Source organism: Gemmobacter aquatilis, assembly GCF_900110025.1.
Taxonomy (GTDB): Bacteria; Pseudomonadota; Alphaproteobacteria; order Rhodobacterales; family Rhodobacteraceae; genus Gemmobacter; species Gemmobacter aquatilis.
This window is the reverse complement of the sequence record NZ_FOCE01000007.1, coordinates 132,910-154,019: the sequence shown is the minus strand read 5'-3', so window position 1 is coordinate 154,019 and position 21,110 is coordinate 132,910. Positions and strand designations below refer to the sequence as shown.

20 protein-coding genes are annotated in these 21,110 nt (G+C 63.4%); 14 read left to right on the top strand and 6 right to left on the bottom strand.

From position 1 onward, the window contains the following. Nucleotides 1–89 precede the first annotated feature (89 nt). The 4 genes from rpoD (at nt 90) to BMX43_RS13255 (ending at nt 3,571) form a co-directional block, all read left to right on the top strand. Entirely contained in the window at nt 90–2,084 is a 1,995-nt protein-coding gene (gene rpoD / locus BMX43_RS13270; protein ID WP_091302141.1) for an RNA polymerase sigma factor RpoD, read from the top strand. Nucleotides 2,085–2,165: 81 nt separating this feature from the next. Further along, nucleotides 2,166–2,621 (top strand): hypothetical protein, encoded by a 456-nt coding sequence (locus tag BMX43_RS13265; RefSeq protein ID WP_091302139.1) that lies wholly within the window; start codon nt 2,166–2,168, stop codon nt 2,619–2,621. Between the two features lie 142 nt (nt 2,622–2,763). Next, nucleotides 2,764–3,066, top strand: coding sequence for an antibiotic biosynthesis monooxygenase family protein (locus tag BMX43_RS13260; RefSeq protein ID WP_091302236.1), 303 nt, complete (start codon nt 2,764–2,766; stop codon nt 3,064–3,066). A gap of 118 nt (nt 3,067–3,184) precedes the next feature. Then, nucleotides 3,185–3,571 (top strand): hypothetical protein, encoded by a 387-nt coding sequence (locus BMX43_RS13255; RefSeq protein WP_091302136.1) that lies wholly within the window; start codon nt 3,185–3,187, stop codon nt 3,569–3,571. A 10-nt stretch (nt 3,572–3,581) separates the two neighbouring features. Here BMX43_RS13255 and BMX43_RS13250 read toward each other — a convergent pair whose 3' ends face one another. Continuing rightward, nucleotides 3,582–4,274, bottom strand: a complete 693-nt coding sequence (locus tag BMX43_RS13250; RefSeq protein ID WP_091302134.1) for a response regulator — start codon at nt 4,272–4,274, stop codon at nt 3,582–3,584. Then, on the bottom strand, nt 4,271–5,779 hold the full coding sequence (locus tag BMX43_RS13245) for a sensor histidine kinase (RefSeq protein ID WP_091302132.1): 1,509 nt from the start codon (nt 5,777–5,779) through the stop codon (nt 4,271–4,273). Before BMX43_RS13245 ends, BMX43_RS13250 begins: the two co-directional genes overlap by 4 nt. A gap of 148 nt (nt 5,780–5,927) precedes the next feature. On the opposite strand from BMX43_RS13245, the gene BMX43_RS13240 reads away from it, so the two are divergent. Further along, a complete protein-coding gene (locus BMX43_RS13240) occupies nt 5,928–7,829 on the top strand; it encodes a potassium transporter Kup (RefSeq protein ID WP_091302234.1) in 1,902 nt (633 codons plus the stop codon). Nucleotides 7,830–7,851: 22 nt separating this feature from the next. On the opposite strand, the gene BMX43_RS13235 is transcribed toward BMX43_RS13240, so the two are convergent. The 3 genes from BMX43_RS13235 to gloB all read right to left on the bottom strand — a co-directional run bounded on the left by BMX43_RS13235 (nt 7,852) and on the right by gloB (nt 12,052). Further along, nucleotides 7,852–8,802, bottom strand: a complete 951-nt coding sequence (locus tag BMX43_RS13235) for a M23 family metallopeptidase (protein WP_091302130.1) — start codon at nt 8,800–8,802, stop codon at nt 7,852–7,854. Beyond that, on the bottom strand, nt 8,799–11,117 hold the full coding sequence (clpA, locus tag BMX43_RS13230; protein WP_091302128.1) for an ATP-dependent Clp protease ATP-binding subunit ClpA: 2,319 nt from the start codon (nt 11,115–11,117) through the stop codon (nt 8,799–8,801). Before clpA ends, BMX43_RS13235 begins: the two co-directional genes overlap by 4 nt. Nucleotides 11,118–11,284: 167 nt before the next feature. Beyond that, the gene (gene gloB, locus BMX43_RS13225; RefSeq protein ID WP_091302127.1) at nt 11,285–12,052 is read right to left on the bottom strand and encodes a hydroxyacylglutathione hydrolase; all 768 of its coding nucleotides are present in this window, start codon (nt 12,050–12,052) and stop codon (nt 11,285–11,287) included. Between the two features lie 60 nt (nt 12,053–12,112). On the opposite strand from gloB, the gene BMX43_RS13220 reads away from it, so the two are divergent. The 7 genes from BMX43_RS13220 (at nt 12,113) to BMX43_RS13190 (ending at nt 18,517) form a co-directional block, all read left to right on the top strand. Further along, the gene (locus BMX43_RS13220; protein ID WP_091302125.1) at nt 12,113–12,871 is read left to right on the top strand and encodes a class I SAM-dependent methyltransferase; all 759 of its coding nucleotides are present in this window, start codon (nt 12,113–12,115) and stop codon (nt 12,869–12,871) included. Nucleotides 12,872–13,206: 335 nt separating this feature from the next. Further along, nucleotides 13,207–13,767, top strand: coding sequence for a F0F1 ATP synthase subunit delta (locus BMX43_RS13215; RefSeq protein ID WP_091302123.1), 561 nt, complete (start codon nt 13,207–13,209; stop codon nt 13,765–13,767). Further along, nucleotides 13,767–15,305, top strand: a complete 1,539-nt coding sequence (gene atpA, locus BMX43_RS13210; protein ID WP_091302121.1) for a F0F1 ATP synthase subunit alpha — start codon at nt 13,767–13,769, stop codon at nt 15,303–15,305. Before BMX43_RS13215 ends, atpA begins: the two co-directional genes overlap by 1 nt. 24 nt (nt 15,306–15,329) lie before the next feature. Continuing rightward, complete coding sequence (locus tag BMX43_RS13205) at nt 15,330–16,196, top strand: F0F1 ATP synthase subunit gamma (protein ID WP_091302119.1); 867 nt, start codon at nt 15,330–15,332, stop codon at nt 16,194–16,196. Between the two features lie 19 nt (nt 16,197–16,215). Further along, nucleotides 16,216–17,640, top strand: coding sequence for a F0F1 ATP synthase subunit beta (atpD, locus tag BMX43_RS13200; RefSeq protein ID WP_091302117.1), 1,425 nt, complete (start codon nt 16,216–16,218; stop codon nt 17,638–17,640). Nucleotides 17,641–17,650: 10 nt separating this feature from the next. Next, complete coding sequence (locus BMX43_RS13195) at nt 17,651–18,049, top strand: F0F1 ATP synthase subunit epsilon (RefSeq protein ID WP_091302115.1); 399 nt, start codon at nt 17,651–17,653, stop codon at nt 18,047–18,049. 117 nt (nt 18,050–18,166) lie between these two features. After that, on the top strand, nt 18,167–18,517 hold the full coding sequence (locus BMX43_RS13190; protein ID WP_091302114.1) for an H-type lectin domain-containing protein: 351 nt from the start codon (nt 18,167–18,169) through the stop codon (nt 18,515–18,517). A 51-nt stretch (nt 18,518–18,568) separates the two neighbouring features. Here BMX43_RS13190 and BMX43_RS13185 read toward each other — a convergent pair whose 3' ends face one another. Beyond that, on the bottom strand, nt 18,569–19,588 hold the full coding sequence (locus tag BMX43_RS13185; protein WP_091302112.1) for a ribose-phosphate pyrophosphokinase: 1,020 nt from the start codon (nt 19,586–19,588) through the stop codon (nt 18,569–18,571). 113 nt (nt 19,589–19,701) lie between these two features. Here BMX43_RS13185 and BMX43_RS13180 point away from each other — a divergent pair, with 113 nt between their 5' ends. Together BMX43_RS13180 and BMX43_RS13175 are read left to right on the top strand one after the other, a co-directional pair. After that, nucleotides 19,702–20,298 carry a 2-hydroxychromene-2-carboxylate isomerase gene (locus tag BMX43_RS13180; protein WP_091302110.1) on the top strand — a complete coding sequence of 199 codons (597 nt, stop codon included), beginning with the start codon at nt 19,702–19,704 and terminating at the stop codon, nt 20,296–20,298. After that, nucleotides 20,295–21,107: an alpha/beta fold hydrolase gene (locus tag BMX43_RS13175; RefSeq protein WP_245749471.1), complete on the top strand. Its 813-nt coding sequence runs from the start codon at nt 20,295–20,297 to the stop codon at nt 21,105–21,107. The genes BMX43_RS13180 and BMX43_RS13175 overlap by 4 nt, the downstream gene beginning before the upstream one ends. Nucleotides 21,108–21,110: the final 3 nt, after the last annotated feature.

The following is a 21,110-nucleotide window of genomic DNA, read 5'->3' as shown; positions in this document are numbered from 1 at the left end:
GCGAAAGCTGCCTGGCCCCCCTTCCCCCTCCCGTGATTCGCGCTATTGATTCGTAGCTTATCCGACCGATTCGGCCCCGAGGAGTTCTCATGGTCAAAGACACTGACGACGGCAAAACCGAAGATCAGGAGGCTGAGGTCTCGCTCGACATGAGCCAGGCTGCCGTAAAACGCATGATCGCGGATGCCCGCGAGCGTGGCTACATCACCTATGATCAGCTGAATGCGGTCTTGCCGCCGGAGCAGGCGTCTTCCGAACAGATCGAAGACGTGATGGCGATGCTGTCCGAAATGGGCATTAACGTCGTCGAGAACGAGGAAGCCGAAGAGGGCGAGACCGGCGGTGAACTGGTCGAGGCGGCCAGCGGATCGCGCGAAGTTGCGGTGTCTGGTGGGCCGGCGGAAGCCTTGGACCGGACAGATGACCCTGTTCGGATGTATCTGCGCGAAATGGGCTCGGTCGAGCTGCTGTCGCGTGAGGGCGAGATCGCCATCGCCAAACGGATCGAGGCCGGGCGCAACACGATGATCGCCGGGCTGTGCGAAAGCCCGCTGACCTTCCAGGCAATCACCATCTGGCGCGAAGAACTTCTGAACGAAGACATCCTGCTGCGCGACGTAATCGACCTGGAGGCGACCTTCGGGCGTTCTCTGGATGGCGATGACGAGTTGGGCGGGCTGGAAGAGGTGGACATGGGCGCCGCAGCGGCCGCTGCACCACGTCGTCCTGCCTCGTCCGAACCCGAACTCGATGCCGACGGCAACCCGATCAGCCGCGCCGAGGACGAGGAGGACGACGACGATGCCTCCAGCATGTCCCTGGCCGCGATGGAAAACGCGCTGCGTCCCAAGGTTCTGGAAACGTTGGAGCGGATCGCGGGCGACTATGAAACGCTGTCCGACATGCAGGACCGCCGGATGAGTGCCACGATGAACAACGCCGCCGCCCGCTTCACCGCGGCGGACGAGGCGCTGTATCAGAAGCTGCGTTCGGAAATCGTGCTGCTGGTGAATGAGCTGCATCTGCACAACAACCGGATCGAAGCGCTGATCGACCAGCTTTATGGCATCAACCGCAAGATCATGTCGATCAATTCGGGCATGGTGAAACTGGCCGATGCCGCCCGCATCAACCGCCGCGAATTCATCGACGAATATCAGGGCTACGAGCTGGACCCGAGCTGGCTGGACCGCATGGCCGCAAAGGCGGGCCGCGGCTGGCAGATGCTGATCGAGAAGAGCCGCGACAAGGTGGAAGAGCTGCGCGCCGAAATGGCACAGGTCGGCCAATATGTCGGCGTGGATATCAGCGAATTCCGCCGCATCGTTCAACAGGTACAGAAGGGCGAGAAAGAGGCGCGTCAGGCCAAGAAGGAAATGGTCGAGGCAAACCTGCGTCTGGTGATCTCTATCGCCAAGAAATATACCAACCGTGGGTTGCAATTCCTTGATCTTATTCAGGAAGGCAATATCGGGCTTATGAAGGCGGTCGATAAGTTTGAATATCGGCGCGGCTATAAATTCTCCACCTATGCGACGTGGTGGATCCGTCAGGCGATCACCCGCTCCATCGCCGATCAGGCGCGCACCATCCGTATCCCGGTGCACATGATCGAGACGATCAACAAGCTGGTCCGCACCGGGCGCCAGATGCTGCACGAAATCGGCCGCGAACCGACGCCCGAGGAACTGGCCGAAAAGCTGCAGATGCCGCTGGAAAAGGTTCGCAAGGTGATGAAGATCGCCAAGGAACCGATTTCCCTGGAAACCCCGATTGGCGACGAAGAAGACAGCCAGCTGGGCGATTTCATCGAAGACAAGAACGCCATCCTGCCGCTGGACAGTGCGATTCAGGAAAACCTGAAGGAAACCACGACCCGCGTTCTGGCGAGCCTGACCCCGCGCGAAGAACGGGTTCTGCGGATGCGCTTTGGCATCGGCATGAACACCGACCACACGCTGGAAGAGGTGGGGCAGCAGTTCAGCGTGACCCGCGAACGCATCCGCCAGATCGAGGCCAAGGCGCTGCGGAAGTTGAAACATCCCTCACGGAGCCGGAAGCTGCGGAGCTTCCTGGATCAGTGAGATGAGGCGCCCCCGTAAGGGGGCGTTTTTATAATGATATCAAAAACATCACTTCTCGGTGCGGCGGGTGAACATTTCGTCATGTCGCAACTTCTGCGCCAAGGCTTCATTGCGGCTTTGGCGCCGCAAGGCGTACCCAACCTTGATATCGTTGTCAGCGACATCGGTGGTCAGCGGCAGTTCGGTATTCAGGTCAAGTCGCGTCTTGAAAAGGGAGCTGATGGTGGCTGGCACATGGGGGCCAAGCATGAGGCGATTGAAAGTGACCAGCTATTTTACTGTTTCGTTGATTTTGGCCTGTCCGAAACTGGAGCTGCAAAGACCTACATCATTCCAAGTCGCGTTGTTGCGCGCGTTCTGCGCGACTCCCATTCTGCTTGGCTGGCAAGGCCAGGAAAGAACGGCCATGTACGAAAGGACAGCAATGTCCGTCGCTTAACACCTGACTACACATATGCCTATGCCCCGGATAGTCCGGTCTACGCTACAGGGTGGCTAGATCCCTATCTTGAAGCGTGGCACCTGTTGCAGGCCTAAAGCCAAACCGCACAACCATTGTTCCGTGCTTTCGTGCCGTCCATGCCGCAATACTGCCGTGTGCGCCTCTGGCCCGATCAGAGCCCGACGCCCAACCGATTCCATGTTACACTCCACCATCTTTCAACAGGAGGAGGCATCGATGACCGCAATGAACGTGGTGCATATGCGCGTAAAGCCCGGCATGGAGGAGGAGTTCGTCCGCATCCATCGAGAGATGACCTTGAAGGACATGCCGGGCGCACGGAATTTCTGGCTGGTCCGCAGCGGGGAACGCAGTTTCATCGTTGTGGGCGAATGGGAGAGCACCACTGCCCTCTCAGGCGCGCGAGCGGCGATGATCGCCAATCTCGACCGGCTGCGCCCGATCCTTGAAGACCTTGGCGGCGGGCGGGGCGTGACCGAGCCCTGGTCGGGCGAGGTCGCTCTGCAACTGGCAGACTGAGACCCGCGCAGAACAGGCGGGCGCCGCCGGGGGGCTGTCTTTCCCCTTGCAGCGCCCCCGGCTTTGCGCGACAGCTTTCCCACGCGGCCCGGCCGCTTCCGAAAGACGGAGATCCCCGATGTTCAGATCCGCGCTTGTGGCCTTTGCCTTGGCCGCTTCCCTCGCAGCCCCCGCCCTGGCCTTCACCGCCAGCAACGGGCTTCCGGTGAAGGACGAGGGTAATGGCACGTTTTATGTCGGCTATCACGGCGAAAGCGGGGCTACCGCCTTCTGGTGTGCGGCTGCGCAATACGGCACACAGGCACTGGGCTTGCGGTTGACCGATCACATCTGGCGCGTCTCGCCGCCGCCGCGGCGCGCCGGCGAGGGGATTCGGTTCTCGGTTCGCCCTGAAGGTGCAGCCCAATCCTCGGGCCTGCTGCATTTTGGCGGCGAAGCGGCGGACCTTTCGATTTCCCATGCGCTGGAGTTCTGCAGCAAGCCTGCAGACATGTTGAAAGAGTGATCTGCGCCGCCTACGCGCCGGTGACCAGCCAGCGGTAGCCTACGCCCGGCTCGGTGTGAATCTGCACCGGGCTGTCGATGCCCAAGCCCAGTTTCAGGCGCAACTGCCCGATGAAGACCCGCAGATAGGGCACATCATCGACATGGGCTGGGCCCCAGACGGTTTGCAGCAATTGGCGATGGGTCATCACCCGCCCCGGATTGTCGGCAAGCGCCAGCAGCAGGTCGAACTCCTTCGGGGTCAGATGGATCGGGCTGCCCGCGCGGGTTACCTCATGTGCCGCCCGGTCGATCCGCAGGTCGCCACAACGGATGACTTGCGGGCGTTCCGCGCTGCGGCCGGGGCGCAGGCAGACGCGCAGACGCGCCAGCAATTCCCCGATCGCAAAGGGTTTGGCCACGAAATCATCCGCACCCAGATCCAGCGCCATGATCTTTTCCATCTCCTGATCATGGGCTGACAGCACGATGATCGGCATATCGGATGTCGCGCGCAGCGCCTCGATTACAGCCTTGCCGTTCATGTCGGGCAAGCCAAGGTCAAGAATCATCAGGTCGGGGTCACGGCTGGCAGCCAGTTCCAATGCGCCGCCGCCGGTATCTGCCAGACAGGTGTCATAGCCCGAGGCGGTCAGCGCATGGCGCAAGAAACGCTGGATCTGGGGTGCGTCATCGACAATCAGGATCAGCGGCGGGCGGGTCATGCGGCGGTCTCGTCAGGCAAGGGCAGGTGCAAGGTGAACAGGCTGCCACCGCCGGGCCGGGACTGCGCTGTCAATGTGCCGCCAAGCGCGCGGGCAATGCCCTTGCAGATGGGCAGGCCGAGGCCAGTTGCCGAAGGGGCGCCTGTCAGCAGATCGGCCTGCAGCCAGCCCTCCAGACCGGGCGGCGGGCCGGGGCCGGTATCTGCGACGCTCAGCCAAAGGGCGCCTTCGCGCAGGGCGCCCTCCAGCCGGATCGGGCCAGGCGCATATTTCGCAGCGTTTTCCAGAAGGTTGAACAGGGCCTGTTCCAGCAGGCCCGCTTCGGCCCGGATCATTGGCAGATCGGGCAGCACCAGCTCTATCTGCGTTGCGGGATAGGCTTGGCCTGCACGGCGGGCGGCGGCGCGTGCCACATCGCCCGCATCGACCCAGGCGGAACGCACCGTCAGCCCGGCCTGTAGTCTCGTCATTTGCAGCAGGTTTTCCACATAGCGGCTCAGTCGGTCGGCTTCTTGCTCGATTGCCTCCAGCAGGTCGGCCTGCGCCGGGGCGGGCAGCGTCAGGCCCGGGTCGCGCAGCGTGGTCACGGCGCCGAGGATGGTCGCCAGGGGGGTGCGCAGGTCATGCGACAACGAGGCCAGCAGGGCGGCACGCAGCGATTCCGCCTCGGCCCGCTGCCGTTCCTGCGTGGCGCTTTCGGCAAAGGCTTGGCGTTGCAGCGCCAGTTCGGTCTGGCGGCAGATCACCGCCACCGCCTCTTCCCGATAGGGCAGATCCGTCAGATGCGCGGCCAGCCGGGTATGGCCCAGCACATAGGCCGCAAACCCGCCCGAGGTGATCGGCACGAAGGTGAAGGCAGAGCCGTTCCAGCCCTCGGCAGAGGCAAATTCGGTGCGGCCATGGCGCAGCGCCTGATCCGCCGCCTGCAGGTCGATCGCCTGCGGCTCAAACGCCTCGGGCAGGGCGGCGATCAGGCGTATCTGTGCATCTTCGCAAGTCAGCACCATGGCAGGACCGGGCGCAACCGAAGCCAGATGTCGCAAGGCTGAACCCAGAATGGCCGCAGGCGTATCCGCAGCCGTCAGATCGCTGGAGACTTGCGACAGCACGGTCAGCACGACGGCCCGGCCCTGCGCCGCATCCCGCTGCTCTCGCAGTCGCCCGGCCAGAAGCCCGGTCAGCCCGGCGACCAGCAAAAACACCGCCAGTGTGATCAGATCCTGTGGATGGGCGACGTTGAAGGTAAAGCGCGGCGCGACGAACAGGAAGTTGAAGGCGGCAAAGGCACCAAGCGCGCTTGCCAGACCGATCCAGAAGCCGCACCGCACCGCATTGACCAGAACGGCGGTCAGGAACAGCATGATACCGGCTGTGTTTCCGATGATCCCGCGCAAGGCCCAAGTCACGCCTGCTGCCAGCGCCAGCGCCAAGGCAGCGCTGAACAGCCCGTGCAGGCGTGGCGCCATCAGGCCGGGGCGTGAAGACGATAGGGCGTATCGAGTCATGCGCCAATCTGCGCGTGGTCCGCCGATCTTGTCCACGGCCTTTACGGTTTCCTTATGCGGTACGCCGCAATCCCTGTCGCTTCCTTATGCCGGTCAGCACAGGTTGCGGGTCTCTGCCGGCCTGCCCGGTGCAATGGATGTGAAACAGATGGCTGTCCCTGAAACCTCTCTCTCCCAGGAACCCGCAAGCCATGGCGGTGGGTTGTTGTCGCTGTCTCTGGCGGCTGTCGGGGTTGTTTATGGTGATATCGGCACCTCGCCGCTTTATGCTTTCCGCGAGGCGATGCACGCGGCCGGGGCAACCCATGGCGGGGTGACGCGGGACGATGTGCTGGGCGTGCTGTCCCTGATCACTTGGGCGCTGATGCTGATCGTGACGGTGAAATATGTCCTGATCCTGCTGCGGGCGGATAACGAGGGGGAGGGCGGAACCCTGTCGCTGCTGGCACTGGCGCAGCGGGCGATGAAGCGCCCCAATGCGCTGATCCTGCTGCTGGGGCTGGTTGGGGCGGCGCTGTTCTACGGTGACGCGGCAATCACGCCGGCCATTTCGGTGCTTTCGGCGCTGGAGGGGCTGACGCTTGTCACCTCGGGTTTCGATTCCTTCATCCTGCCGATCTCGGTGGCGATCATCCTGGCGTTGTTTCTGGTGCAGAACCGGGGCACAGCGGCGGTGGCGCGGTTCTTCGGGCCGATCACGCTGGTCTGGTTTCTGGCCATGGCGCTGGGTGGCATCTACCGCATGGCCGATGATGCCAGCGTTCTGGCCGCACTCAACCCGCTGCATGCGATCTGGTTTCTGGCGGGGAACGGGATGCTGGGCGTGGTCGTGCTCGGAGCGGTGTTTCTCGCGGTGACGGGGGCAGAGGCGCTCTATGCCGATATGGGCCATTTCGGGCGCAAGCCGATCCAGATGGCCTGGCTGTTCGTGGCGTTTCCGGCGTTGCTCCTGAACTATTTCGGGCAGGGCGCCTTGCTGCTGGCTGATCCTGCGGCCCTCGAAAACCCGTTCTACTTCCTTTACCCCGACTGGGCGTTGCTGCCGATGGTGATCCTCGCCACGGCGGCGACCATCATCGCCAGCCAGGCCGTCATCACCGGGGCCTATTCACTGACCCAGCAGGCCGTGCAACTGCGTCTGCTGCCACGGATGCGTATCCGTCACACCTCGGATGCACAGCAGGGCCAGATCTACATGCCGGGCGTCAATGCTTGGCTGATGTTCGGTGTCATCCTGCTGGTGCTGGCCTTCCGCAACTCGTCGGCTCTGGCTTCGGCCTATGGCATCAGTGTGACCGGCACCATGGTGGTGACCGCCACGCTGGCGATGGTGGTCGCGTATCGCCATTGGGGGCTGCCGCTCTGGGTGTCGATTGTCATGATGCTGCCGTTTCTGATGATGGACGTTGTGTTTCTGGGGGCCAACATGATGAAGGTTCTGGAGGGGGGCTGGCTGCCGCTGTGCATCGCCGCCGCCATGGTGCTGACGATGTGGAGCTGGCGGCGCGGCGTGGCCACGGTTGCGGCGAAAGAGCGCGAGGCCGAGCTGCCGCTGGAGACATTGCTGCCCCAGCTCGAATCGAAATCCATTGCCAAAGTTCCCGGAACGGCAGTGTTCCTGACCGCGACGCCGGATCTGGTGCCCGGGGCGTTGCTGCACAGCCTGAAGCATTTCAAGGCGTTGCACGAACAGAATGTGATCCTGACCATTGTCACCGCCGACGTGCCGCGCATCGCCGATCAAGACCGAGCCCATATCGAGGTGCTGACGCCCCGGTTGCGCCGGGTGACGCTGACCTATGGGTATTTCGAGGAACCGGATGTGCCCAAGGGTCTGATGCAATGTCGCAAGCTTGGCTGGAAATTCGACATCATGGCGACCTCGTTCATCCTGTCGCGGCGCAGCCTGCGCCTGTCGGCCCGCAGCCGGATGCCCGGCTGGCAGGCGCGGCTGTTCATCTATCTGGCGCGCAACGCCGCCAGTGCGTCGGATTATTTCCGTATCCCCGCGGGGCGGGTGGTCGAGATCGGCACACAGGTCAATGTCTGACGGGCGCGGCGCGGTGGCGTAGTTACAGATCCAGCCGCACCGCCGCGCTGTCCACCGTTGCCCCATTGCGCAGCAACGTCGCCTGTCCGTCATAACTGCCTTGCGGCCAGGTGGCGGCGCGCAGGCGTTTGCCCAAGGCGCGGAACAACTGCGCCTGAGTCTTTTCCAGTCGCATGTCTTGCGCGATCACCTTCCCCTCGGGTCCGGTGATCTCCACGCGCAGCACATCACCAGCCCGCCCGCCGAACAGATAGGCCCACAGCACCAGCGCAGGGGCATCCGGCCCGGTGGGAGGCGCCACGGTTCCGGCCCTGACCGCAGCAAAGCCCGGCACCTCGCTGGCAAACCCCAGCGAGATGATGCCGCCGGGCTGATAGGGCAGGGCGACTTGCCACAGACCCTCGGTCGCAGGGCCGCAGCTGTCGGTGCTGCCAGGCGCGAACGGGTCCACCACCGTCTTGCCTTGGCGCAGGGTCACATGCAGATGCGGAAACTCGGTCCGCCCCGACAGGCCGACCTGCCCCAGCGGGGTGCCCGCGGCCACGTCCTGCCCGGGGCGAACAAGCAGAGAGCCCTGTTTCATATGGCAATACTGGGTTTCCCAGCCGCCTTCATGGGTGATCGCCACCCCGTTGCCGCAGTCGCGCCCCTCCAGCGCCGGGGCGGCGGAGTCGTTTGCGGCGATGTCGGGCATCCCGTCGCGGATGCCGCGCACCCGACCTGCCGCACTGGCGCGCACCTCCACGCCTGCGGCCATGGCGGCAAGTGAGGGCAGGGCGAAATCGGTGCCCTCATGCGCCTCGTAACTCAGGCTGCCGCAGGTGAAATCACGCGCGGCGGGGCCGGGGTCGTGATCGACATACTGCTGGATATAACAGGTGTCGCCCAGCGTGCAGTCCAGCGGAAATTCCAATTCAAAGGCCCCCGCCGCAGCGGGGGCCAGAAGCAGCGCAAGGGCGCTGCGCAGGATCATTCCGCCGTCAGAAGTGGCGGTTTGGAGCCGGTGAGCCGCGGTTTGGCCGGCTCTTCGATCACCAGTTCGATTTGGTCATCCTTCACCGTCACGCGCACCACGCCGCCCTTGATCAGGCGCCCGAACAGCAGTTCCTCGGCCAGCGGCTTCTTGATGTGTTCCTGAATCACGCGGCCCAGCGGACGCGCGCCCATCTTGTCATCATAGCCCTTGTCGCCCAGCCAAGTTGCCGCTTCGGGCGTCAGTTCGATATGGACATTGCGGTCCATCAACTGCGCCTCAAGCTGCAGCACGAACTTCTCGACCACCTGATTGATCGTCTCGCGCGCCAGCGGCGCAAAGCTGATCACCGCATCCAGACGGTTGCGGAACTCCGGCGTGAAGGTACGTTCGATCGCCGCCGTATCCTCGCCCGTGCGCCGGTCGCGGCCAAAGCCGATCGCGGATTTGGCCTGTTCGGCCGCCCCGGCGTTGGAGGTCATGATCAGGATCACATTGCGGAAATCCACCGTCCGGCCGTTATGGTCGGTGAGTTTCCCGTGGTCCATCACTTGCAGCAGGATGTTGTAGACATCCGGGTGGGCCTTTTCCATCTCGTCCAGCAGCAGCACGCAATGGGGATGCTGGTCCACCCCATCCGTCAGCATCCCGCCCTGATCGAAGCCGACATAGCCGGGCGGCGCGCCGATCAGCCGGGACACCGCGTGTTTCTCCATGTATTCCGACATGTCGAAACGCAGAAGCTCCACCCCCAGCGTATTGGCAAGCTGTTTGGCGACTTCGGTTTTCCCCACGCCCGTCGGCCCGGCGAACAGATAGTTGCCGATGGGCTTTTCGGGTTCGCGCAAACCGGCGCGGGCCAGTTTGATGGCGGAAGACAGTGCCTCGATCGCCTTATCCTGCCCGAACACCACGCGCTTGAGCGATTTTTCCAGATCGCGCAGCAGTTCGGCGTCGTCTTTCGAGACGTTCTTCGGCGGGATGCGGGCGATCTTGGCCACCACAGCCTCGATCTCCTTGGTGCCGATCACCTTGCGACGCTTGGATTCTACCACCAGATGCTGCGCCGCCCCGGCCTCGTCGATCACGTCGATGGCGCTGTCGGGCAGCTTGCGGTCATGGATATAGCGCGCAGCCAGTTCCACCGCCGATTTGATCGCGTCGGCGGTGTAGCGCAGGTCGTGATGTTCCTCGAAATTGGGTTTCAGGCCCATCAGGATCTTGATCGCATCCGGCACCGAAGGCTCATTCACGTCGATCTTCTGGAACCGGCGGCTCAGCGCGCGGTCCTTCTCGAAATGCTGGCGGAACTCCTTGTAGGTGGTCGACCCCATGCAGCGCAGCTTGCCGCCCTGCAATGCGGGCTTCAGCAGGTTGGAGGCATCCATCGCCCCGCCCGAGGTCGCCCCGGCGCCGATCACCGTATGGATCTCGTCGATGAACAGGATCGCGTCGGGGTGGTCTTCCAGTTCCTTGACCACGGCTTTCAGCCGCTCTTCGAAATCGCCGCGATAGCGGGTGCCCGCCAGCAGCGCGCCCATGTCCAGGCTGTAGATCGTGGCGCCCGCCAGAATCTCCGGCGTCTCGCCGCGCACGATTTTCAGCGCCAGCCCTTCGGCGATGGCGGTCTTGCCCACACCGGGGTCGCCCACCAGTAGCGGGTTGTTCTTGCGGCGGCGGCACAGCACCTGGATCGCCCGCTCCACCTCCTGCTCACGCCCGATCAGCGGATCAACCTCGCCTTTCAGCGATTTGACGTTCAGATCAACGCAATATTTGGACAGCGCGCTTTCCTTGGCCTCGCCGGTTTCGGCCTTGGGCGTCTCGTGATGCTCCTCGGCGCCCGACACCGGACGGGTTTCGCCATAGGTCGGGTCTTTTGCCACGCCATGTGCGATGAAATTCACCGCGTCATAGCGCGTCATGTCCTGTTCCTGCAGGAAATAGGCGGCGTTGGATTCGCGTTCGGCGAAGATCGCGACCAGCACATTCGCCCCGGTCACTTCGGTCCGCCCCGAGCTTTGCACATGGATCGCCGCGCGCTGGATCACCCGCTGGAAGGCGGCGGTCGGCACGGCTTCGGAGCCTTCGACATCGGTGACCAGCGTCGAAAGATCGTCGTCGATGAAATCCACCAGTGTCTTGCGCAGATCATCAAGATCGACCGAGCAGGCTTTCATCACCCGTGCAGCATCGGGTTCGTCGATCAGCGCGAGCAGCAGGTGTTCAAGGGTTGCGAGTTCATGGCGGCGGGCATTGGCAAGGGCCAGCGCGCCATGGATGGCCTGTTCAAGGGTGGTCGAAAAAGATGGCACGATAGAGTGCTCCTTCCTGCTGGTCGGCGGGCAGGGGGCCCGTTACGACCGTGGCCTCATAAGATTAAAGTTCGGTTTTATTTGCGCCGCTTCAAGTCCTATTTCGGAGGAATTGTTACATAGCGGGCAACCGTTGCAAAATGTGATCGCTGCGGTGCAGAAACGGGTCAGAATTTGTCCTTTCGGGCCCGCAATTCGGCAAAAATCGCAGCGTCCGTGGCATCGACCATGCCGAGCGCGGCTTTCAGCGCCGGATCGGTGGCGCGCAGGAACGGGTTGGTCGCCAGCTCCTCGGACAGAAGAGAAGGAACGGTCGGCATGTCAGCCTCGCGCGCCCGGGCGATCGCATCAAGCCTGAAGATAAGTGCTGGTGTCATATCTTCAAGGCTCTGGGCGAAACGGGCGTTGGACATGGTGTATTCATGCCCGCAACAGACCTGCGTTTCAGGCGGCAGGGCGGCGAGTTTGGACAGGCTTTGCCACATCTGGTCGGGCGTGCCTTCAAACAGGCGGCCACAGCCCATGGCCATCAGGCTGTCGCCGGTGAACACCAGCCTGCTTTCGGGAAAATGATAGGCGATATGGCCCACGGTATGGCCGGGCACGTCGATCACATGACCGGTCGCGCCGCCGATCTGAACCGTGTCCCCTTCGGCCACGCTGCGATCCAGTGGCGGCAAGCGATGCGCATCGGCGGCGGCACCGATCACCCGTGCTTCGGTGCCGTCGATCAGCGCGGCCACGCCGTCGATATGATCCCAATGGTGATGGGTCAGCAAGACATGGGTCAGCCGCCAGCCACGCGCCTTCAGGGCTGCCTTGATCGGCCCGGCCTCGGGCACATCCACCACAGCGGTTGAACGGCTTTGTGGGTCGTGGATCAGAAAGGCATAATTGTCCTTCAGGCAAGGGACGGTGACGAGTTCAAGCGGCATGGCGTTTCCTGTCATCTTCGCTATTCTCAGCCAGATTGGCCGCAACAGCCCCGAGCCGCAATGCATCTTGACGTACTCGACCTGCGCAACTTCTACTACCGCACGCAGCTTGGCCGCGTGGCGCAGCGGGCGATCCGTGATCAGGTCGTGGCGATGTGGCCGCCCGCCGCCGGGCAAACGGTTGCGGGCTTTGGTTTCGCCGTGCCTTTGCTGCGGCCCTATCTGGCAGAGGCCCGGCGCGTCGTCGGCCTGATGCCGGGGCCGCAGGGTGTGATGCCTTGGCCGGCGGGTATGGAGAATGTCAGCGTGCTGAGCGAAGAAACCGCTTGGCCGCTGTCAACCGGCTTTGTGGACAGGCTGGTGCTGATGCATGGGCTTGAAACCTCGGAGCAGCCCTCGGCGGTGCTGGACGAATGTCAGCGCGTGCTGGGGCCGGGGGGCAAGGCGTTGTTCATCGTGCCCAATCGCTCGGGCCTTTGGGCGCGGGGCGATGGCACGCCCTTCGGCTTTGGCCGACCCTATTCGCTGCGCCAGCTTGAGGCGCAACTCAAGCGTCATGGCTTTACCCCCGAACGCCATGTCGCGGCGTTGTATGCGCCGCCCTCGTCACAACGCTTCTGGCTGCGCACCGCGCAGCTGTGGGAGCAGACCGGCCGCCGTTTCGCCCCCTGGATCGCTGGCGGGGTGCTGATGGTCGAGGCGAGCAAACAGGTTTACGCCCCCACGCGCGGCGGGCTGGGCGCTGTAGTCCGCAGGCCGTTGCGTGTGCTCGAAGGTGTGGGGCAGGGCGCCCCCGAACCGGCGCTGCGCAAAGGCTGATATGTCCGACGGATGCTGATGCAGAAAGCATCACCAGGGCGGCCTCCTGCCGTCCCTGGTGCACAGGGCGATTCCCTGCGGGCCTGTCGTTTTTTGCCCGGGTATGGCGGCTGTGCGGCATGAATGCCGCATCTGCACGCCACCTGAACATGACGGAGTCATGTTTGCGTCTGACATGCCCCGCTTCGGCTCTGTTCACGGTTGCGGCATTGGGAAGCCTCTGCTAGAGACGCCTCGAATTTGAGACGCATGAACATCATGCGCCAACAATAGCCTCTGGCCTGCGCGGGGTAAAATTCGCAAAGGGCGGGGGCAAAGCCAGCGGAAGGGTTGACGTGTCCGAACCAGCTTCGATCTCCTCCGGCATTGCCGCGCGTTACGCAACTGCCCTGTTCGACCTGTCGAAGGAAGAAGGGGGCCTCTTGGCGCTGGAGGGGGACGTTGATGCACTCGACGCCGCCCTTGGCACCAGTGCGGACCTGCGCGATCTGATCTCCTCGCCGATCTATTCCCGCGAAGAACAGGCCAATGCCATCACCGCAATCGCCGCGCAGATGGGCCTTTCGCCCTATGTCGCGCATACGCTCGCGCTTATGGCGGCCAAGCGCCGCCTGTTCGTTCTGCCGCAACTCGTGGCTGACCTGCGCGCCCGCATCGCCGCCGACAAGGGCGAGGTGACCGCCGAGGTCACGGCCGCCACCGCGATGAGCAACGAGCAGGTCTCCGCGCTCGTCGCCACGCTGAAAGCGCGCGTCGGCAAGGACGTGAAACTGAAACTCGCCGTCGATGAGACCCTCATCGGGGGTATCGTCGTCAAGCTGGGCTCGACCATGATCGACACCTCGATCAAGTCCAAGCTCGCGGCTCTCCAGAATGCAATGAAAGAGGTTGGGTGATGGGAATCCAGGCTGCTGAGATCTCTGCGATCCTCAAGGAGCAGATCAAGAACTTCGGCAAAGACGCTGCCGTGGCCGAAGTTGGCCGCGTGCTGTCCGTCGGTGACGGGATCGCGCGCGTTTACGGGCTGGACAACGTCCAGGCCGGTGAAATGGTGGAATTCCCCGGCGGTATCCGCGGGATGGCGCTGAACCTCGAAGTCGATAACGTCGGCGTCGTGATCTTCGGCTCCGACCAGGACATCAAGGAAGGCGACGTCGTCAAGCGCACGAACTCCATCGTGGACGTTCCGGCGGGCAACGGCCTGCTGGGCCGTGTGGTTGACGGTCTTGGCAACCCGATCGACGGCAAAGGCCCGATCATGTTCACCGAACGTCGCATCGCCGACGTGAAGGCTCCGGGCATCATCCCGCGCAAATCGGTGCACGAACCGATGGCGACCGGCCTGAAGGCCGTGGACGCGATGATCCCGGTTGGCCGTGGCCAGCGCGAACTGATCATCGGCGACCGCCAGACCGGCAAGACTGCCGTGGCGCTCGACACCATCCTGAACCAGAAGTCGTATAACGAAGCGGCTGGCGACGATGAGTACAAGAAACTGTACTGCATCTATGTCGCTATCGGCCAGAAGCGCTCGACCGTGGCGCAGCTGGTGAAGAAACTGGAAGAAACCGGCGCGATCGACTACACGATCGTCGTGGCCGCTACTGCCTCGGACCCGGCGCCGATGCAGTTCCTGGCGCCCTATGCCGCGACCGCCATGGCGGAATTCTTCCGCGACAACGGCCGTCACGCCCTGATCATCTATGATGACCTGTCGAAACAGGCCGTGTCCTATCGTCAGATGTCGCTGCTGCTGCGCCGTCCGCCGGGGCGTGAAGCCTATCCGGGCGACGTGTTCTATCTTCACTCCCGCCTGCTGGAGCGTTCGGCCAAGCTGAACGAAGATTTCGGGGCTGGCTCGCTGACCGCGCTGCCGATCATCGAAACGCAGGGCGGCGACGTGTCGGCCTTCATTCCGACGAACGTGATCTCGATCACCGACGGCCAGATCTTCCTGGAAACCGAACTGTTCTATCAGGGCATCCGCCCGGCTGTGAACACCGGCCTTTCCGTGTCGCGTGTGGGCTCCTCGGCCCAGACCAACTCGATGAAGTCGGTTGCCGGCAAAGTGAAGCTGGAGCTTGCCCAGTATCGCGAAATGGCCGCCTTCGCCCAGTTCGGTTCTGACCTCGACGCCTCGACCCAGGCCCTGCTGAACCGCGGTGCCCGCCTGACCGAGCTGATGAAACAGCCGCAATACTCGCCGCTGACCAACGCCGAAATCGTGGCTGTGATCTATGCGGGTACCAACGGCTTCCTCGACAAGATCGGTGTGAAGGATGTCCTGCGCTTTGAAGCGGGGCTGCTGTCCTACCTGCGCACCCAGCGCAAGGACATCCTGGAGTGGCTGACCACGGCGGACCCCAAGATCAAGGGTGCGGACGAGGACAAACTGAAAGCTGCGATCACCGAATTCGCCAAGACCTTCGCGTAAGCGCAGGCTGAAAGGACGAGGGATATGCCCAGCCTTAAGGACCTGAAAAACCGGATCGGAAGCGTCAAGAACACGCGGAAGATCACGAAGGCCATGCAGATGGTCGCCGCGGCAAAACTGCGCCGCGCCCAGGAGGCCGCCGAGGCCGCCCGCCCCTATGCCGAACGGATGAATGCCGTGATGGCGGGGCTGGCCTCTTCGGTGGCCGGTTCGGAAAGCGCGCCCCGGCTTCTGGCCGGGACGGGCGCCGACCGCGTGCATCTGCTCGTGGTGATGACGGCGGAACGCGGCCTGTGCGGCGGCTTCAACTCGTCCATCGTGCGGCTTGCCCGCGCGGCGGCCAACGAGTTGCTGGCGCAGGGCAAGACGGTGAAGATTCTCACCGTCGGCAAGAAGGGCCGCGAACAGTTGCGCCGTGACTTCGGCGACAAGTTCGTGGGCCATGTCGATCTGACGGAAGTGAAGCGCGTCGGCTATGTCAACGCGCAAGAGATCGCCCGCGACATCCTTTCCCGCTTTGACGGCGGCGAATTCGATGTGGCGACGCTGTTCTTCAACCGCTTCCAGTCGGTGATCAGCCAGATCCCGACCGCGCAGCAGATCATTCCGGCCAAGCTGGAAGGCGGCGCGCCGTCGGCTCTGTATGACTACGAGCCGAGCGAAGAGGCGATCCTTGCCGACCTGCTGCCGCGCGGTGTGGCCACGCAGGTCTTCACCGCCTTGCTGGAGAATGGGGCTTCCGAACAGGGTGCCCGGATGAGCGCGATGGACAATGCCACCCGTAACGCGGGCGACATGATCAACAAACTGACGATCCAGTACAACCGGAGCCGTCAGGCCGCGATCACCAAAGAGCTTATCGAAATCATCTCGGGCGCCGAGGCGCTCTGACCCGTACGGAGATAACGACATGGCACAAGCACAAGGCAAAGTGACGCAAGTCATCGGCGCCGTCGTGGACGTCCAGTTCGAGGGGGCCCTTCCGGCCATTCTCAACGCGCTGAACACGACGAACAACGGCAAGAAACTGGTTCTCGAAGTGGCTCAGCACCTCGGCGAGAACACTGTCCGCACCATCGCCATGGACGCGACCGAAGGTCTCGTCCGCGGCGCGCCGGTGTCCGACACGGGCGCTCCGATCTCGGTGCCGGTGGGCGACGCGACGCTGGGCCGCATCCTGAACGTCATCGGCGAGCCGGTGGACGAAAAAGGCCCGGTTCTCGCCACCGAAACCCGCTCGATCCACCAGCCCGCCCCGTCCTTCGCGGCACAGGCCACGGAATCGGTGGTTCTGGTGACCGGCATCAAGGTGATCGACCTGCTGGCCCCCTATGCCAAAGGCGGCAAGATCGGCCTGTTCGGCGGCGCCGGCGTGGGCAAGACCGTTCTCATCATGGAACTCATCAACAACATCGCCAAGGTGCACTCGGGCTTCTCCGTGTTCGCCGGCGTGGGTGAACGGACCCGTGAAGGCAACGACCTGTATCACGAGATGATCGAATCCGGCGTTATCGTGCCGGACGACCTGACGAAGTCTAAAGTGGCCCTTGTCTATGGCCAGATGAACGAACCGCCGGGCGCGCGTATGCGCGTGGCACTGTCGGGCCTGACGCTGGCCGAACAGTTCCGCGACCAGTCGGGCACGGACGTTCTGTTCTTCGTGGACAACATCTTCCGCTTCACCCAGGCAGGTTCGGAAGTGTCGGCTCTGCTGGGCCGTATTCCTTCGGCCGTGGGCTACCAGCCGACGCTGGCGACCGACATGGGCGCGCTGCAGGAACGCATCACCTCGACCAAGAATGGCTCGATCACCTCGGTGCAGGCCATCTACGTTCCGGCTGACGACCTCACCGACCCGGCTCCGGCGACCTCGTTCGCCCACCTCGACGCCACCACGGTTCTGTCGCGCGCCATCTCGGAACTCGGCATCTATCCGGCCGTGGACCCGCTCGACTCGACCTCGCGTCTGCTGGACCCGGCGGTGATCGGCGACGAGCACTACAAGGTTGCGACCGACGTTCAGCAGATCCTTCAGCGTTACAAGTCGCTGCAGGACATCATCGCCATCCTCGGGATGGACGAACTGTCGGAAGAAGACAAACTGACCGTGGCCCGCGCCCGGAAGATCCAGCGCTTCCTGTCGCAACCCTTCGACGTGGCGAAAGTGTTCACCGGCTCTGACGGTGTGCAGGTTCCGCTCGACGTGACCATTGCCTCGTTCAAGGCCGTGGTTGCAGGCGAGTATGACCACCTGCCGGAAGCGGCCTTCTACATGGTCGGCGGCATCGAAGACGTGAAAGCCAAGGCCCAGAAACTCGCTGCGGCTGCGGCGTAAGGGGGCGTAGATGGCCAACACCCTGCAATTCGACCTCGTGTCGCCCGAACGGAAGCTCGCTTCCGTTCAGGCCACCGAGGTGCAGATCCCGGGGACGGACGGCGACATGACGGCGATGGAAGGCCATTCGGCCACCATCACCACCCTGCGCCCCGGTATCCTCAAGGCAATCGGCCCGACCGGGACGCTGGCCTTTGCGGTGACCGGCGGCTTCGCCGAGATCAGCGGCTCCAGCGTGTCTGTGCTGGCGGAACGCGCGATCCCGGTCGAAGATCTGTCCGGCACGGTTCTGGACGGTCTGGTGCAAGAAGCGCGCGATCTCGCCGCCCTTGCCCCGGCTGATCAGAAGGACGGTGCCGAAAAGCTGGTGAACGACATGCTGGCCCTGCGCCAGAGCATCGCTCACTGATCGACCCCAGGTTAACGCCAAAGATCAGGCCCCGAGCTTTCGGGGCCTTTTTCATTGTGTTACCAAATTTTTGGCGGAATTCGGCACTAGCGTCGCCGTCGGGAGGATTTGTCAGGCATGAAACGCATTTCTTCAGGCTCGATAGCTGTCTTGCAAGGCAGCCGTGTCCTGTTTTCCGATTTCGCGGATGACGGGGTGATGTGGACGGGGCAGGGGCCGCGTGAAAGTCGTTTTATCGTGACGTTCAAAGAGCCGTTTTCCGACACACCCGCCGTGATGGTCGGCATTTCGATGTGGGACATGGATCATAAAAGCAATTCCCGCGCCGATATTTCGGCCGAGAATATTACGCCCACTGGGTTCCACATCGTCTTCCGCACTTGGGGCGATACCCGCGTGGCGCGGGTGCGGGCGGATTGGACAGCTCTTGGCCCGGTGCGGGACGAGGATGACTGGCAACTGTATTGAAAAAAGGTGCGCCGAAAAGCGCACCCTGCAGGATGGGCTGACCTTGCCGCCTCAGATGCGCTGATACAGCCCTTCATAGATCGGCACCAGCGTATCGGTTTCGAACAGCGACGAAACCGAGGTACCGTGCCAGATGTTCAGGATGGCTTGTGCGAACATGGGTGCCGTCGGCACGATGCGGATATTCGGGGCATTCTTCACCGCCTCGGTCGGCTCGATGGAATCGGTAATCACCAGCGATTTCATCACCGATTTCGACACGCGTTCCACCGCCGGGCCGGACAGCACGCCATGGGTGATGTAGCTGTGCACCTCGGTCGCGCCGTTTTCCATCAGCACTTCAGCGGCTTTGCACAGCGTGCCCGCCGTATCGCAGATGTCATCGACGATGATGCATTTCTTGCCTTCGACATTGCCGATCACCGTCATCTCTGCAATCTCGCCAGCCTTTTCGCGGCGCTTGTCCACGATCGACAGCGGTGCGTTGATCCGCTTGGCCAGTTCGCGGGCCCGCGCGACCCCGCCGACATCGGGCGAGACAATCATCAGATCATCCATCTGGCCCTTGAAGTGGTGTTCGATATCCAGCGCGAAGATCGGCGCGGCATAAAGGTTGTCCACCGGAATGTCGAAGAAGCCCTGAATCTGCGCGGCGTGCAGGTCCAGCGTCAGCACGCGGTCGATCCCGGCCTCGGTCAGCAGATTGGCCACCAGCTTGGCCGAAATCGGCGTGCGGGCCTTGGCGCGGCGATCCTGCCGGGCGTAGCCGAAATAGGGGATCACGGCGGTGATGCGATCCGCCGAGGACCGGCGCAGCGCATCGGCGATGATCAGCAGTTCCATCAGGTTGTCATTCGCCGGGTTCGAGGTCGGCTGGATGACATACATGTCTTCGCCGCGCACATTCTCGTAAACTTCGACGAAGATTTCCTGATCGTTGAACCGCTCCACCCGTGCATCGACCAGGCCGACCTGCATCCCGCGATGCATCGACATCCGTCGCGCAATTCCCTTTGCCAAAGAAAGGTTCGCATTGCCGGCAATCAATTTGGGCTCGGTCATCGCAGCCATGGGTCTGTCCTGTAACTGGGCGGCCGGGGGAATCGGGCCGGTCGGGAGGCGTTGACACCGCTTATCACCCGGCTACCGTCGGCGCAAACCGCGCAGAACCCGAGGAGAGGCCAATGGCCCATATCGACTACTTTTTTGCCACCGTCTCGCCCTTCGTCTACCTCGCGGGTCAGCGGCTGGAGGCTATTGCCGCAAAACATGCTGCCACGCTCACCTATAAACCTGTCGATCCCACGGCGCTTTTTGCCCGTACTGGCGGGCTGTCGCTGCCGCAGCGCCATGACAGCCGCAAGGCCTATCGCCTGCAGGATCTGGCACGCCAGTCGCGCAAGTTCGGCCTGCCGATCAACCTTCAACCCGCCTTCTGGCCGGTAAATCCCGCGCCTTCGGCCTATGCGATCATTGCGGCGCAGGTGGCGGGGGGCGGCGATCTGGGCGCGCTGGTGCATGGTCTGGCGCGCGCCTGCTGGGCCGAAGAGCGTGACATCGCCGATGACGAGGTGATCCGCGCCGTGCTGGAGCAGACAGGCTTTGACCCCAAGGTCGCGGATCGCGGGATGCTCAGCGCGGCAGAAACCTATGCGGTGAATCTGGAAGAGGCCGTGTCGCGCGGCGTGTTCGGCGTGCCCTTCTATGTGGTGGGGGAAGAGCGGTTCTGGGGGCAGGACCGTCTGGAAGACCTTGATCTGCACCTTGCGGGGGCGCTGTGAACTGGCAGGCGCTGCTGGGCGGGCATCCAACCGCCGTTCGGGTCTGGGGGCAGGGGGCGCGGCAGCTGCTGGCGCTGCACTGTTCGCTGGCCCATGCGGGGGCTTGGTCGGGCGTGGCGACGCAGCTTGGGGGCGTGACGTTCAGCGCCCCCGATCTGCCCGGCCATGGCCGCAGCGCCGATTGGGACGGGGCCGAGGATCTGCATCTGGTCGCCACCCGAATGGCGGTGGCCCTGGCCGAACGGATCGGCGGCCCGGTCGATCTGCTGGGGCACAGTTTCGGTGGCACCATTGCCCTGCGCGTGGCGTTGGAACGGCCAGACCTTGTGCGCAGCCTGACCCTGATCGAGCCGGTGCTGTTTTCGGCTGTCAGGCAGGCCGGTGCACCGGAGTTCGATGATTTCGCAAAGGGTTATGCCGAGGTCATCGAGACAATTCGCCAAAACCCCGCCGCCGCGGCTGCGCTGTTTCACAACCGCTGGGGCCATGGCGATTTCACCAGATTGCCTGCCTTGCAGCGCGACTACATGACCCACCGCATGGGGCTGGTGCTGGGGCAAAACCCGGTCCTGCTGGACGACATTGCCGGGCTGTCGCTGCCCGGTCGGATCGAAGGGCTGGCCCGCCCGGTGCTGCTGCTGGAAGGGGCCGATAGCCCGCCGGTCATCGGCGCGATTCAACGGGTTCTGGCCGCCCGCCTGCCGCAGGCCCGCCGGGTGATCGTGCCGGGGGCGGGGCATATGCTGCCGATCACCCATGCTGCCGCCGTTGCCACTGAAATCCGCCGCCTGCTGGCCGACACGGCCTGAGCC